A 14,459-nucleotide genomic window follows, 5' to 3' on the forward strand; every position below is an offset into this window, starting at 1 on the left:
CGCCGCGACTGCTCCGGGGCCGACCTCCGGCACCGCGCCCGCTCGGGTGCCGAGCCCCAGCGCCGCTCCCGCTCCCGTGCCGACCTCGAGCACCGCGCCCGTTCCCGTGTCGACGTCCGCCGCCACGCCCGCGCCGACGACCCCGGCGGTGCCGCCGGCCGCGCTCGCCCCGCCCGCGCTCGACCCCCGCGCGCTCGACGTCCAGGCGCTGCGCCTCATGCGGGCGATCGCCGACCACGGGAGCCTCACGGCCGCGGCCGCCGCGATCGGCTCGAGCCAGCCCGCGGTCAGCCAGCACGTACGTCGCCTCGAGCGGCGGCTCGGCACGGCGCTGCTCGAACGCGTGGGCCGCGGCGTGCGGCTCACGGAGGCGGGGCGCGTGCTGGCGCACCACGGGGCGACGGTGACCGCGGCGGTCGGCGCCGCCGCGGCCGAGGTGCTCTCGCTCACGACGCTGCGCTCGGGCCGCGTGCGGCTCGTGGCGTTCCCGTCCGCGACCGCGACCATCGTGCCGCGCGCGCTCGCCGACCTGCGGGAGCGGCACCCCGGCCTCGCGGTGACCCTCGACGAGGCAGAGCCCCCGCAGGCGCTCGAGGCCCTGCGGACCGCGGCCTGCGACGTCGCGCTCGTCTTCGCCTACCCCGGCGTGCCGACGGCGGGCGGGGACCTCGACGGGCTCGTGACCCGGCACCTGGTCGACGACGGCACGGTCGTCGCGCTGCCCGAGGCGCACCCCGCGGCGCACGCCGGCGACGGGCTCGACCTCGCGGACCTCGCCGACGACGTGTGGATCGCGGGCTGCCCGCGCTGCCGCGGCCACCTGCTCGCCGCCGGCAGCTCGCGCGGGTTCACGCCCCGGATCGCGTACGCGACCGACGACTACGTCGCCGTGCTCGGCCTCGTCGCGGCGGGGCTCGGCGTCGCGCTGCTCCCCGGGCTCGTCCTGCCGACCGCGCTGCGGACGCCCGGGGTCGTGGTGCGGCCCGCCTCCGGGACGGCCGACCGGACGGTGCACGCCGTCACGACGCCCGACCTCCTGCGGGTCCCCGCGGTCGCCGCGACGCTCGACGCGCTCGTCGCGGCGGCCCGCACGCTGCCGTCCCTCGCGAGCGGGCGACCGCACGCCTGACGCCGGGCACCGTGCGCGCGGGTGGACGTCAGGCCGCGCCCGCCGTGGGCAGCCCGGCCTCCTGCCACGCCTCGAAGCCGCCGACGACGTCCGTCGCCCGGTGCAGCCCCAGGTCCACGAGCGCCGCTGCGGCGAGGCTCGACGTGTAGCCCTGCGAGCACAGCACGACGACCTGGACGTCGTGGTCGGTCGCGACGGGGACGCGGTGCGCGCTGGTCGGGTCGAGCCGCCACTCGAGCACGTTGCGCTCGATGACCAGCGCACCGGGCACGGACCCCTCGGCCGCGCGCTGGGCGGCCGGGCGGATGTCGACGAGCACCGCGCCCCGGGAGTGCGCCTCCGCGGCCTCGGCCGGGGACAGCCGCCGCAGCCGGGCGCGCGCGTCGGCGAGGACCTCGTCGATCGTGCGGGTGCGTCGACGGTGCGCGGGGAGCGTCGCGTCGCCCGGGCCGGCGGCGTCCGCCTGGCGGTGCGACGACGCCGCGTGCGCTGACGCCGGGTGCGACGGCGCTGGGTGTGCCCACGCCGGGTGCGACGGCGCCGGGTGCGCCGTGACGGCCGTCGGCGCGCTCACGCGTCCTGCTCCGGCTCGTCGGTGAGCACGGTGCGCGTCGGCGTCAGGCCGCCGGCGCCGAGCGCGTAGTACGTCATCGCCAGCAGCGGCGGCGAGTACGCGTGGATGCTCACGGCCGGCTCCGCGTCGGCGTTCACCACGTCGTGGACCGCGCCGGGGACGACCGTCTGCGTGCGGCCGGCCGCGAAGGTGCGTGACGTGAGGCTGCCGCCGCCGCTGGGGCGGTTCTCCGTGAGCGCACCGCGCACCACGGTGAACGCCGCGGCGGAGGGGCCGTGGTCGTGCAGCTCGGTGCCTTGGCTCGTGAGCCACGACAGGAGCCAGACGTCGGTCCCGGCGGGGCCCTCGAGCCGGGTCCACCACCGGGAGCCCTGGTCGAAGCGCACGAGGGGGCGCCACAGGTCGGGGCGCTGCGCGAGGGAGCGCGTGAGGGACGCGAGCTCGGGGAGGCCCAGCGTCCGGGCGGGGGCGGGCGTGCGGGTCGCGGGGGCGGCGGGGAGTGCGGGGGCAGCGGGGGAACGGTCGACGGTCGTGGTCACGAAAGTGCCTCTCGGGGTGCGCGGTCCCGCCCGTGGCTCGCGTCCGGGCAGGCCGGAGGGCACGACGGTGCGGGTGTGTTGACGGGGAGCGGGGCGTCAACGACAGCGACAGCACCCGCGGCCGGTGGCGCCGGCCGCGGAGAGGGTGACGGCCACGGGGAGCGGCAGCACGTGGGACGGGGACGTGGGTCGGGTCATCGTGGGCTCCTCTCGGGGGTCGTCGGGTGTCTCGTGGTGCCGACGAGGGTCCGTGCCACGAGAGAACGTGTCAAGAGCCGGACCGGACGTCTCACGTTGCGGACACCGGCGGGCTCCTGGCGAGCCCTCGGGCACCCGGTCGCCTCCGCACGAGCCTTCCGGACGCCCGGCCGGCTCCGCGAGCCCTCGGACGCCCGGCCGGCTCCGCGAGCCCTCGGACGCCCGGCCGGCTCCGCACGAGCCCTCGGACGCCCAGCTCCGCGCAAACCCTCCGGGCGTCCGGCCGGCTCCCCGCGAGCACCGCCCCGGGGGGCCGACCGGCCGGCGCGCGTCAGCCCGCGGCGACCGCGTCGATCGCGCTGAGCTCCCGCTCCAGGTCGTCGAGCCCGAGCGAGCCGAGCGAGAGCGCCGCGGTGTGCCACGCTCGCAGGTCGAAGCGCTCGCCCCGCTCCGCGACGCGCGCCCGCGCCGCCGCGCGGCCCGCGAGCCACGCGCGCTCGCCGAGCTTGTAGCTGATGGCCTGCCCGGGCCAGCCGAGGTAGCGCACGATCTCGCTGTGCACGAACGCGGCGGGCGACCCGCTGCGCGCCGCGAAGAACTCCTCGCCGAGCTCGGCGGTCCAGCGCTCCCCGGGGTGGAAGCCGGACGAGTCGGGGATGCGCAGGCCGAGGTGCATCCCGATGTCGATCACGACGCGCACCGCGCGCATGCGCTGCCCGTCGAGGTAGCCGAGGCGCGCCCCCGGGTCGGTGAGGTAGCCGAGCTCGTCCATGAGGCGCTCGGCGTACAGCGCCCAGCCCTCGGTCGTCGCGGACACCGAGCCCACGCTGACCTGGAACCGCGAGAGCTCGGCGGCGCGGTGCGCCCACTGACCCAGCTGGAGATGGTGGCCCGGGACGCCCTCGTGGTACCAGGTGCTGATCAGGTCCCAGGTCGGGAAGCGCGTGCGCCCGAGGGTCGGCAGCCAGGTGCGTCCGGGCCGGCTGAAGTCGAGCGACGGGCGCGAGTAGTACGGGGCGGCCGCGGCGCCCGGGGGCGCGATCATCGCCTCGACGCGGCGCACCGGCTCGGCGACGTCCACCGCGGTCCCGTCCAGCTCGGCGATCGCCGTGTCCATCATCGCCTGGAGCCACGCACGCACCTCCTCGACGCCCTCGACCGCCTCGCCGTGCACGTCGAGGTGCGCGAACGCCTCCGCCGGGGTCGCGCCGGGCAGGACCCGGTCGGCCTCGCGCACCATCTCGGCCTCGATCCGCGCGAGCTCCTCCCACCCCCAGGCGTACGCCTCGTCGGGGTCGAGCGTCGCGCCGATGCTCGACCGTGCGGCGACGAGGTAGGCGTCGCGGCCGACGCCGTCGGGCGTGCCCTCGACCGCGGGCAGGTAGGTGCCGGCGATCCAGTCGCGCAGCTCGGTGACCGCGGTGGTGGCGGCGGCGGCGCCCGCGTCGAGCTCCGCGCGCAGCGCGTCGGGGCCGGCGGCTGTGAAGCCGGCGTGCCAGCCGGGGGTGTCGCCGTCGGGCAGCCAGTCCCCGAGCTGCTCGACGACCGCAGCGGCCTGGCGGGGTGCGCTGGTCCGACCCGTGGCGAGCCCGGCCTCGAGCGTGCGCCGGTAGGACGCGGCGGACTCCGGGACGGCGTGCAGCCGGCGGGCGACGACGCCCCAGTCCTCGTCGGTCGCGGTCGGCATGAGCAGGAAGATGCCCTGGAGCATCTGCACCGGGGACGCGATGGGCCGCAGCGACGCGAGGTCGGCACCGGTCTCGTGCACGGCGAGCTGCGCCTCGAGCCGCTCACGCAGCAGCGTGGCGCAGCGGCGGTCGTCGTCGTCGAGGACGCGTGCACCGTCGAGCTCGGCGAGCGCGGCCCTGGCGGCGTCCGCCTCCGCGGCGAGGCCGTCGGGCGACAGGTCGGGCATCCGGTCGTCGCCGGGGCGGACACCGAGGGCCGACGCCCAGCGGGGGTCGAGGTCGACGAGCGTGTCGACCCAGCGGTCGGCGACCTGGCGCGCGGTCGGCGCGGTGGACGGGGACGGGGTGGGGTCTGTCGTGGTCACCCGCTCCACGCTAGACGAGCGGAATAGGTCCCCCAGGGTTGGCGTTGCAGCGACCAGATGGTTGAATGTTAAACAAGACGACCAGAGGGAGCACGCCATGCAGTTCGGGATCTTCACCGTCGGCGACGTCACCACCGACCCGACGACCGGTCGCACGCCGACCGAGGCCGAGCGCATCCAGGCGATGGTGACCATCGCGCGCCACGCCGAGGAGGTCGGGCTCGACGTCTTCGCGACCGGCGAGCACCACAACCCGCCGTTCGTGCCCTCGTCGCCCACCACGATGCTCGGCTACATCGCCGCGAAGACCGAGCGGCTCCTCCTGTCGACCTCGACGACGCTCATCACCACGAACGACCCGGTGAAGATCGCCGAGGACTACGCGATGCTCCAGCACCTCGCGGACGGCCGCGTCGACCTCATGATGGGCCGCGGCAACACCGGACCCGTCTACCCGTGGTTCGGCCAGGACATCCGCAACGGCATCAGCCTCGCGATCGAGAACTACGCGCTGCTGCACCGGCTGTGGCGCGAGGACGTCGTGAGCTGGGAGGGCAAGTTCCGCACCCCGCTGCAGTCGTTCACCTCGACGCCCCGCCCGCTCGACGGCGTCCCGCCGTTCGTGTGGCACGGCTCGATCCGCAGCCCCGAGATCGCCGAGCAGGCGGCGTACTACGGCGACGGGTTCTTCCACAACAACATCTTCTGGCCCCTCGAGCACACGCAGCAGATGGTCGCCCTCTACCGCCGCCGGTTCGAGCACTACGGCCACGGCAGCGCGGACCAGGCGATCGTCGGCCTCGGCGGCCAGGTGTTCATGCGGGCGAACAGCCAGGACGCGAAGCGTGAGTTCCGGCCCTACTTCGACAACGCCCCGGTCTACGGCCACGGGCCCTCGATGGAGGACTTCACCGCGCAGACGCCGCTCACCGTCGGCAGCCCGCAGGAGGTCGTCGACCGCTACGCCACGATGCGCGAGCACGTCGGGGACTACCAGCGCCAGCTCTTCCTCATGGATCACGCCGGGCTCCCGCTCAAGACGGTCCTCGAGCAGCTCGACCTGCTCGGCGGCGAGGTCGTCCCGGTGCTCCGCAAGGAGCTCGCGATCGGCCGCCCGGCGCACGTGCCCGACGCCCCGACGCACGCCTCGCTCGTCGCGAAGGCCGGCGGCGCGCACGACGCGACGGTCTACGCCGCGGCCGACGACGTCACGGGCGCCTCGCCCGAGGTCGCGACGGTGACGCGATGACCGGGGGCGCCACGAACCGCCGGACCCTCGCGGTCGTCTCGGCGGGGCTGCGCCAGCCGTCCTCGACGCGACTGCTCGCCGACCGCCTGACCGAGGCGACGGTCAACGCCCTCGGCCAGAAGGGCCTCGACGTCGACGTGCACGTGATCGAGCTCCGCGAGCTCGCGCACCCGCTGACCGACGCGCTGCTGACCGGCTTCTCGAGCGGCCCGCTGCGCGAGGCGATCGACACCGTGACGCGCGCCGACGGCGTCGTCGCGGTCACGCCGATCTTCAGCGGCTCGTACAACGGGATGTTCAAGAACTTCGTGGACGTCCTCGAGCAGGGCGCGCTCGCGGGCACGCCCGTGCTGCTCGGCGCGACCGCGGGCACCGCACGGCACTCGCTCGCGCTCGAGCACGAGCTGCGGCCGCTGTTCTCCTACCTGCGCTCCGTGGTCGTCCCGACCGGCGTCTTCGCCGCGACCGACGACTTCGGCGCCGTGGAGGGCAGGGCCGGGTCCGACGACACCGCACCGCTCGTCGTCCGGGTCGACCGCGCGGGCCGCGAGCTCGCCGACCTCGTCGCCGCGCGGACCCCGCGCGAGGTGCACGACCCGTTCGCGAGCCCCACGTCGTTCGAGGACCTGCTCGCGGGTCGCTGACGCAGCGCCGGCGGACCACGCGCGCGCCGACCAGGACCTCGGGCCCGGTCGGCGCGCGTCCGTGCGTGATGGGCTGGGCGGCGTGCGGACGACCCCGGTGTACTACTACTCGAGCACGAGCGGCCTCGTCCGGTCGTTCGCGGAGCGGCTCGGGCGGCCGGCGTACAACCTCGCCGAGCGCGAGCACCGACGCAGCGTGGCCGACGGGCCGTGGGTGCTCCTCACGCCGTCGTACAAGACCGGCAACGACCGCAACGACACGATCCCCGAGGGCGTGCGGCGCTTCCTCGCCTCACCGGTGAACCGGCGCCGCCTCGTCGGGGTCCTGGGCAGCGGCAACCGGAACTTCGGGACTCACTACCAGCGTGCGGCGCGGGTCGTCGCCGAGCGCTCGGGGCGCCCGGTGCTGTTCGAGTTCGAGCTCGCGGGCACGCCGTGGGACGTGGCGGAGTGTCGCGAGATCCTCGAGCGGCTCGACGCGGCGCTCGACGAGCGCGCCGGCGCCACGGGCTGAGCTGCCGCCCTCGCACGACGACGCCCCGGCACGACGCCGCCGCGGCGCCGACGCCGCCCGGCGCGACGACACCCCGGCACGACGCCTCCGCGGCGCCGACGCCGCCCGGCACGACGACGCCCGCCCCGCCGGCAGGACCGGGGGAGCGGGCGTCGTGGTGCGTGCGGGTGCGGGTCAGGCGCCGACCTGGGCGTCGTCCGCCATGCCCTCGCGCTCGAACGAGTCGTCCCAGTCGCTGCCGCCGAGGCTCGGCATCATCTCGCGCAGCTGCGGGCGCCAGCCGTCGACCTTCGTCGGGAAGCACCGCTCGAGCAGGTCGACCATCGTGGAGACCGCGGTCGACGCGCCCGGGGAGGCCCCGAGCAGGCCGGCGATCGTGCCGTCCTGCGCGGTCACGAGCTCGGTGCCGAACTCGAGCACGCCGCCCTGCGTCGGGTGCTTCTTGATCACCTGGACGCGCTGGCCCGCGGTGATGAGCTCCCAGTCGCGCGGGTGCGCGGTCGGCATGAACGCGCGCAGCGTGCGCAGGCGGCGCGTCTCGGTCGCCGTGACCTCGCTGATCAGGTACTTGACCAGGTCGACGTTCTTGAGCCCGACGGCGAGCATCGGGACCAGGTTGCCGGGCCGGATCGAGCGGATGAGGTCGAGCGGCGAGCCGGCCTTGAGGAACTTCATGCTCCACCCGGCGTACGGGCCGAAGAGCAGCGCCGTCTGCCCGTCGACGACGCGCGTGTCCAGGTGCGGGACCGACATCGGCGGCGAGCCGACGTCGGCCTTGCCGTAGACCTTCGCCTGGTGCTGCGCGACGAGGTCCGGGTTGGTCGTGCGCAGGAACTGCCCGCTGATCGGGAAGCCGCCGTAGCCCCGGGCCTCCGGGATGCCCGACTTCTGCAGCAGGTGCAGCGCGCCGCCGCCCGCGCCGATGAAGACGAACCGCGCGTCGATCGTGCGCTTGCGCGGGCTCGCGTTCCAGCGGCGGTCGGCGACGGTGAGCCGCCAGCTGCCGTCGCGGCGCTGGCGCAGCCGGCGCACCTCGTGCTCGAGGCGGACGGTCGCACCGCGCGCGACGACGCCGTCGACGAGCCCGCGGGTCAGCGCCCCGAAGTCGACGTCCGTGCCCTCGGGTGCCCGGGTCGCGGCGATCGGCTCGTCGCCGACGCGCCCCTCGACGAGCAGCGGGGCCCACGTGCGGATGACCTCGGGGTCGTCCGTGAACTCCAGGCCGGCGAACAGGTGGTGCGCGCGCAGGGCGTCGGCACGCCGGCGCAGGTAGTCGACGTTCTCGGCGCCGCGCACGAACGTCAGGTGCGGGGTCGGGGACAGGAACGCGAAGCCCTCGGGCAGCCGGCCGCTCGTGAGCAGGAAGTGCCACAGCTCGCGCGAGAGCTCGAACTGCTCGTTGATCGTCACGGCCTTGGCGATGTCGATCGAGCCGTCGGGGCGCTCGGGGGTGTAGTTGAGCTCGCACAGCGCGGCGTGCCCCGTGCCCGCGTTGTTCCAGGCGTTCGAGCTCTCCTCGGCGAGCGCGTCGCGGCGCTCCAGGATCTCGATCGTCCAGGTGGGCTCGAGGACGGAGATCATCGAGGCGAGCGTCGCGCTCATGATCCCGCCGCCGACGAGGACGACATCGACAGTGCTGGCGTGGTCCGTCACCCCGTAATCATAGGATGACCTGACGACGCAGACCCACCCCCCGTCCGGATCTCGGTCATCCCATGACCGGCTTGGTCATCCCATGACCTGACGATGACCGACGAGGCCCAGCGGCACCCCGTCGTGACCCGCGTGAGGCCCCCGCGGGGCCGCCCCGCGCCGCCGGCCCGCTCCCGCGCGCCCTACCGGATCGCCTGCGCCACGACCCGGATCATCCGGCTCGTCGCCTCGTCCGGCGCCGTGCGCGTCCGGCGGCCCGCGCGTGCGACGGCGCGCGCCGCCCCGGCGGCGGGCTCGGTGAGCGTGAGCTCGAGGCGCGTGAGCCGCTCGCCCCACACCCCCGCGAGCAGCGGGTCGTCGAGCAGCCGGACCGTCGTGGTCGCGACGACCGTCTCGGGGTCCCACGTGAGCCGCACGCCGCGTCCGCCGGACGCGGGTCGGGTCACGACGCCGCCGCGCTCGGCGCTGACCTCGCCCGCGAGCAGGTAGTGCACCCGCAGCCCGGCGGGGGAGCCCTCGTCCGTGCGCCCGGCGGCGTCGGGGTCGGCGTGCGTCCCGTCCCCGTCGACCGTCGACGCCGCGTCAGCCAGCGCCGCGCCCGCACCGCCGGGGTGCCTGTCGCGCCCGAGGTCCCACGCGTCCTCGACCGTCACGCAGCGCCGCCGGCGGTCGAGCACGACCGTCCGCACGCCCGTCGCGCCCGGCAGGTCGTACGCCTCCGAGAGGTCGAGCACGACGCGCGTCGTGTCCTCCCCGGGCGTCACGCGGACGTCCCGCGCGCGGTACCGGGCGCCGGTGCCCTGCGTCGTCCACGCCGGCTCGGGGACGTTGTGCCAGCTGCTCTGCATCGTCCACAGCGTGAAGCGCTCGGCCCCGAACGTCGCCGCGGTGTACGTCGGCTGGCCCGCGTCCACGACGAGCGGCACGCCGTCGACCGCGATGACCACCGAGCCGACGTCGTTGTGGTTGTCGTGCTCGCCGTTGTGCCCGCCCTTGACCGTCACGCACAGGCCGCGCGCCGAGCCGAGCCGCTCGCGGGTCACGACGAGCTGCGTCTGCGGGAGCCACACGTCGCGCTCGAGCGGTGGGTGCTCGCGGTGGGCGTCGCGCCACGCGGGGTCGGCGAGCCCCTGCAGCGCGCGTCCGAGGCCCGCGCGCTCGGTGACCGACGGGAGGCCGGGCTCGCGGTAGGAGGCGGCGTGCAGGCGGACCTGCTCGTCGTCGAGCGTCTGCGCCCAGCGGTGCAGCACGTGCCAGGCCTGGTCGCGCGGCGGCCGGGCGGGGCTGTCGGCGACGTCGAGGTACCAGTCCCCGCCGAGCTGCATGCGGTGCGGGAACCGCACGGTCTCGCGCACGACGGGCACCGTGCTCGCGTCGAGCACCCCGCCGCTCGCGTGCGCGAGGACCTCGAGCGCCTCGAGCGCACGCCCGGCGCCGTTCCACCACGACGTGTAGCCCTCGTCGCTGCTGCCGTCCGTGGGCAGGGTGTCGAGGAACTGGTCCAGGCCGGCGATCGCGTGCTCGACCGCCTCGGCGCGCTCGTCGGGCTCGTCGAGCAGCGCGAGCGCCGCGACGAGGACGTGGCCGTGGATCCACGGGTTCCAGTTGTGCGCCCAGCCGTCCTGCCGGAGCCAGTGCCAGTCGCGCCGGTCGACGAACGGGCGCAGGACGCGCGTGCGGGCCTCGGCGCGCAGCCGCTCGCGGACGCCGGGAGCGTGGTCGTCGAGCGCGGCGCCGAGCGTGTGGTCGATCCAGGCCAGCTGCCCGACGACCTCCGCGGCGCCGAGGTCGAGTGACGGCGAGCCCTCCGGGGGCAGCGCCCACCCGTGGATCCGCAGGCCCTCGTCGTGCGCGGGCCAGCACCAGCTGCTCTGCTCGCACAGCAGCACCACGCCGTCCGCGACCTCGTCGAGCCAGCGCTCCTCGCCGGTGGCGGTCGCGAGGACGGCGGCGCGCGAGAGCCGCTCCTGCCGGCGCGCGACCTGGTCCTCGTACGCGGTGCGGTTGCCGTCGCGCAGGTACCGGGCGTAGTGGGACGTGAGCGGCTGCGGCCACGGCTCCTCGAGGTCGAGCTCGCCGCGCAGCCGGAACGCCGCGACGGTGGGCCGGTCGACCGCGTCCCACAGCGCGCGGTCGTGCACCGGGCGCACGGGGTGGGCGCGCAGGCCGCCCGCGAGCAGCTCGGTGAGGCGGTCCCGGCGTGCGTCGAGGCCCCAGGCGCGCAGCAGCGGGCCGGTCGGTGCGTCCGAGGGCGCGGGTGCGGGGGGCTGCGGCGTCACTGTCGCGGTGCCCGCTGTGCGGTCGTGGTCCACGTGTCCTCCGTCGGACGGTGGTTCGGCGGTCCGCCCGCGGGGTCGGCGGTCCGACGCGTCGGGATGGGCGTCGTCGGGCCGGCGCACCGGTCCCCTGCGTGGCGCTCACAGCCTTCCGGGGACGTTACCGGCCGTCGCCGCGATTGCCTCCGACCGGTCGGGAGAAAAATGCGCGGAACGCGGGCAGATAATCGTTTAGGCGCTCCGGGTCAATTGTTCGGCCCGGCCTGTCCGGCATTTCCCGCGGGACGGGCGACGGCCGAGGCGCCCGCACGCAGGCCCACCGGCGGCCCTCACGGTTCGCCCGAGAGCGTCCGTGCTCGTCCTCCGGACGAGGGAACGAACGGCCGAAGTTTGCAGCAAGTTGCTGCAATGCGTTGCTGCGGGGCGTCGGCGCGGTCTACCGTCCGAGCGCCGGAGCCCCTCGCGCCGGGCGGTCGTGACCGCAGCAGCCACCCAGGAGACCCCTCGATGCGACGACGCATCCTCGCCGGCGGTGCCGCCGGCCTCACCCTCGTGCTCGCCCTCGCCGCGTGCGGATCCGCCGGGCCGGACGAGCCCGCCCCCGTCGCCGCGAGCCGCTCGCTGGTCGTCTGGGTCGACGAGGCCCGGGCGGGGGCGCTCGAGGGGCTCGCCGGTGCCTACGGCGCCGAGGCCGGCGTCGCGATCGACGTCGTCCCGCAGACCAGCGAGACCCTGCGCGACGCCTACGTGCGCGCCGTGACCCAGGGGGAGGGGCCCGACGTGCTGATCGGCGCGCACGACTGGCTCGGTGAGCTGGTGACGAACGGCGTCGTGCAGCCCGTGGACCTCGCCGACCCCGACGCCTTCGCGCCGGCGGCCGTCGAGGCCATGACGTACGACGGGGTCACCTACGGCATGCCGCTGTCGATCGAGAGTGTCGCGCTCGTGCGCAACGACGCGCTCGCGACCACGACTCCCGCGACGTTCGGCGAGGTCGTCGCGCAGGGCGAGGCGCTCGTCGCCGAGGGCCGGGCGACCCGTCCGCTGCTCGTGCAGCAGGGGGACGGCGGCGACCCGTACCACCTGTACCCGGTGCAGACCTCGTTCGGTGCGCCGGCGTTCCGCGCCGACGACGAGGGCTCGTACACGAGCGAGCTCGCGCTCGGCGGCGACGGCGGGCGCGCGTTCGCGGAGTTCCTCGCGGACCTCGCCGAGCGTGACGTGCTCGACCCCGCGATCACGTCCGAGGTCGCGACGCAGGGCTTCCTCGCGGGCGGGTCGCCGTACATCCTCACCGGCCCGTGGAGCACCGCGGCGTTCGTCGAGGCGGGCATGGACATCTCGGTGCTCCCGGTCCCGCCGGCCGGCGACCTGCCGGCGCAGCCGTTCGTCGGCGTGCAGGGCGCGTTCGTCAACAACTTGTCGCTGCAGCAGGACGCGGCGCGCGCGTTCGTCGGCGACTTCCTCGCGACCCCCGAGGCGCAGCTCGCGCTGTACCGCGCGACGAGCCGGGCGCCCGCGCTGACCGCGGCGCTCGACGAGATCACCGACGACCCGATCACGACGGGCTTCGCGGACGCCGGCGCGCAGGGTGCCCCCATGCCCGCGATCCCGCAGATGGGCATGGTCTGGCTGTACTGGGGGTCGACCGAGGCGTCGATCGCGCGGGGCGAGGGCGACCCGGCGGCGCTGTGGGACCAGATGGTCGCGAACATCGAGGCGTCGATCGCCGCGGAGCTCTGACGCGACGCCGCGGGTCCCGGCCGCCCTTTCTCGGCGGCTCCGGGCCGGCGGCGGAGCGGGGCTCTCGCGGTGCGGGTACCTCCACCCTCTCGATCACCTACCGCTGCGGGTTCGCCACCGCACGGCCCGGACGGGACGACCCGCAGCGGGTCGCCCCGCTCGTCGCCCGGCCGGTCGCAGCCCCTGCGGCGGGCCGGGCGTCGTTGCGCCCGGGGGCCAAACGCGGCGGAAAGCGTTATCCATATCGTTTCCAGCACGTTCCGGGCGGTTGTCCTGCCCCTCACGACGTGGCTACCGTCGGCCGTGCACCCTGGGGAAGCGCTTCCCGGGACGGCGGCCCGACCGGGCCGCCCCGCACCTCCACGGCAACGCCGCCGAGGAGGAGGCCCACCACGGAAGGCACACGACGTGGATCTCACGAACGACACCCGGAGGCTCCCGCCTCCGGTCGACCCCGGGCCGCGACGCCCTCGCCGCCGGGGGATCGCGGTCACGCTCGCGCTCGCCGTCGGCGCGCTCGGTGCGGTCGTCGGCGCGCAGGGCGCGACCGCCGCACCACCCGCCATCGACACCTCCGCGTGGTACGAGCTCGAGAGCTGGCGCTCCCGGCTCGTGCTCGGCGTCGACGGTGCCTCGACGGCCGACGGCGCCGCCGTCGTCCAGGACTCCTCGACCGGCGCGGCGAGCCAGCGCGTGCGGTTCCTCGGCTCGGGCAGCGGCTACGTCCGGGTCGCGTTCGCGCACTCCGGCAAGGTCCTGACGATCGGGAGCTCGGCGTCCTCGCTCGCGACGCAGACGGCCGACTCGGGGGCCACCAGCCAGCAGTTCACCGTCGCGGCGGGCTCGTCGGGCCGCATCAAGCTCGTCAACCGGGCCAGCGGGCTCGCGCTCCAGGTCGTCGACAGCTCGAAGTCGGCCGGCGCGCGCTGGAACCAGGCGACCGACACCAACGCCAACAACCAGCAGATCACGCTGCGCAAGGTCTCCGGCACCGCGCCGGAGCCGACGTCGAGCCCGACCGCGACGACGAGCCCGACGTCGAGCCCGAGCCCGACCGTGACCGCGAGCCCCACCGCGTCGTCGAGCCCCACGCCGACCCCGACCGGGACGACCGCCCCGAGCGGCTCGTGGCCGAGCGCCACGTCGACGCAGAAGGTGTCCTCGACCATCGAGGTCTCGGGCACGCTCGACGGCCGGTTCGTCCGGTACTACGGCATCTCGTCGGGCGACCAGGGCGAGAGCCAGCCGCCGATGTTCCTGCTCTCCGACGGCGCCGTGCTCAAGAACGTCATCATCGGCACGGGCGCCGGCGACGGCGTGCACTGCACCGGGACCTGCACGCTGCAGAACGTCTGGTGGGAGGACGTCGGCGAGGACGCCGCGACGCTCAAGGGCTCGAGCACGTCGCAGGTCATGACGGTCACGGGCGGCGGCGCCAAGGGGGCGAGCGACAAGGTCTTCCAGCACAACGGACCCGGCACGTTCGTCATCACCGGCGGCTTCCAGGTCAGCGGCTTCGGCAAGCTGTACCGCTCGTGCGGCAACTGCTCGAAGCAGTACGCCCGCACCGTCAAGGTCGACGGGGTCCAGGTCACCACGCCGGGCAAGGCGCTCGTCGGGATCAACTCGAACCTCGGCGACAAGGCGACCCTGCGCAACGTGACGATCATCGGCGACTCGTCGCGGAAGATCTCGATCTGCGACGAGTACAAGGGCGTCACGTCCGGCGAGCCCTCGAAGGTCCGTTCCGGTCCGTCGGCGGCCTGCGGGTACTCCGTGTCCGACATCACCTACCGGTGAGGCCCGCGCTCGCCGTCCCCCGGTGAGCGCGTCCAGCACCCCACCCGGCGCCCGGCCGACCGCACCCTCGCGGTCGCCCGGGCGCCG

11 protein-coding genes are annotated in these 14,459 nt (G+C 75.5%); 6 read left to right on the forward strand and 5 right to left on the reverse strand.

The features are described 5' to 3' along the window. The first annotated feature begins 106 nt into the window (after window positions 1–106). Window positions 107–1,129, forward strand: a complete 1,023-nt coding sequence (locus CCE01nite_RS19115) for a LysR family transcriptional regulator (RefSeq protein ID WP_307722757.1) — start codon at window positions 107–109, stop codon at window positions 1,127–1,129. 28 nt (window positions 1,130–1,157) lie between these two features. On the opposite strand, the gene CCE01nite_RS19120 is transcribed toward CCE01nite_RS19115, so the two are convergent. The 3 genes from CCE01nite_RS19120 to CCE01nite_RS19130 form a co-directional block, all read right to left on the reverse strand. Then, window positions 1,158–1,703, reverse strand: a complete 546-nt coding sequence (locus tag CCE01nite_RS19120; RefSeq protein ID WP_170223995.1) for a rhodanese-like domain-containing protein — start codon at window positions 1,701–1,703, stop codon at window positions 1,158–1,160. After that, a complete protein-coding gene (locus tag CCE01nite_RS19125; protein WP_141372848.1) occupies window positions 1,700–2,242 on the reverse strand; it encodes a cysteine dioxygenase in 543 nt (180 codons plus the stop codon). Before CCE01nite_RS19125 ends, CCE01nite_RS19120 begins: the two co-directional genes overlap by 4 nt. A gap of 529 nt (window positions 2,243–2,771) precedes the next feature. Next, window positions 2,772–4,493, reverse strand: a complete 1,722-nt coding sequence (locus CCE01nite_RS19130) for a DUF885 domain-containing protein (protein WP_246056750.1) — start codon at window positions 4,491–4,493, stop codon at window positions 2,772–2,774. A 97-nt stretch (window positions 4,494–4,590) separates the two neighbouring features. Between CCE01nite_RS19130 and CCE01nite_RS19135 the strand changes: the two genes are divergently transcribed. The 3 genes from CCE01nite_RS19135 (at window position 4,591) to nrdI (ending at window position 6,900) form a co-directional block, all read left to right on the forward strand. Next, entirely contained in the window at window positions 4,591–5,742 is a 1,152-nt protein-coding gene (locus CCE01nite_RS19135; protein WP_141372850.1) for an LLM class flavin-dependent oxidoreductase, read from the forward strand. Then, window positions 5,739–6,386 carry an FMN reductase gene (locus CCE01nite_RS19140; protein ID WP_141372851.1) on the forward strand — a complete coding sequence of 216 codons (648 nt, stop codon included), beginning with the start codon at window positions 5,739–5,741 and terminating at the stop codon, window positions 6,384–6,386. Before CCE01nite_RS19135 ends, CCE01nite_RS19140 begins: the two co-directional genes overlap by 4 nt. A gap of 82 nt (window positions 6,387–6,468) precedes the next feature. Further along, window positions 6,469–6,900 (forward strand): class Ib ribonucleoside-diphosphate reductase assembly flavoprotein NrdI, encoded by a 432-nt coding sequence (gene nrdI / locus CCE01nite_RS19145; protein ID WP_141372852.1) that lies wholly within the window; start codon window positions 6,469–6,471, stop codon window positions 6,898–6,900. A 174-nt stretch (window positions 6,901–7,074) separates the two neighbouring features. Here nrdI and mqo read toward each other — a convergent pair whose 3' ends face one another. Together mqo and CCE01nite_RS19155 are read right to left on the reverse strand one after the other, a co-directional pair. Further along, window positions 7,075–8,553: a malate dehydrogenase (quinone) gene (gene mqo / locus CCE01nite_RS19150; protein WP_034629391.1), complete on the reverse strand. Its 1,479-nt coding sequence runs from the start codon at window positions 8,551–8,553 to the stop codon at window positions 7,075–7,077. Window positions 8,554–8,735: 182 nt separating this feature from the next. Further along, entirely contained in the window at window positions 8,736–10,865 is a 2,130-nt protein-coding gene (locus CCE01nite_RS19155) for a heparinase II/III domain-containing protein (protein ID WP_052104071.1), read from the reverse strand. Window positions 10,866–11,336: 471 nt separating this feature from the next. On the opposite strand from CCE01nite_RS19155, the gene CCE01nite_RS19160 reads away from it, so the two are divergent. Together CCE01nite_RS19160 and CCE01nite_RS19165 are read left to right on the forward strand one after the other, a co-directional pair. Beyond that, window positions 11,337–12,572 (forward strand): sugar ABC transporter substrate-binding protein, encoded by a 1,236-nt coding sequence (locus CCE01nite_RS19160; RefSeq protein WP_052104068.1) that lies wholly within the window; start codon window positions 11,337–11,339, stop codon window positions 12,570–12,572. Window positions 12,573–12,980: 408 nt separating this feature from the next. Then, on the forward strand, window positions 12,981–14,372 hold the full coding sequence (locus CCE01nite_RS19165; RefSeq protein ID WP_246056752.1) for a pectate lyase: 1,392 nt from the start codon (window positions 12,981–12,983) through the stop codon (window positions 14,370–14,372). Window positions 14,373–14,459 lie beyond the last annotated feature (87 nt).

Source organism: Cellulomonas cellasea, from assembly GCF_006538745.1.
Taxonomy (GTDB): domain Bacteria; phylum Actinomycetota; class Actinomycetes; order Actinomycetales; family Cellulomonadaceae; genus Cellulomonas_A; species Cellulomonas_A cellasea.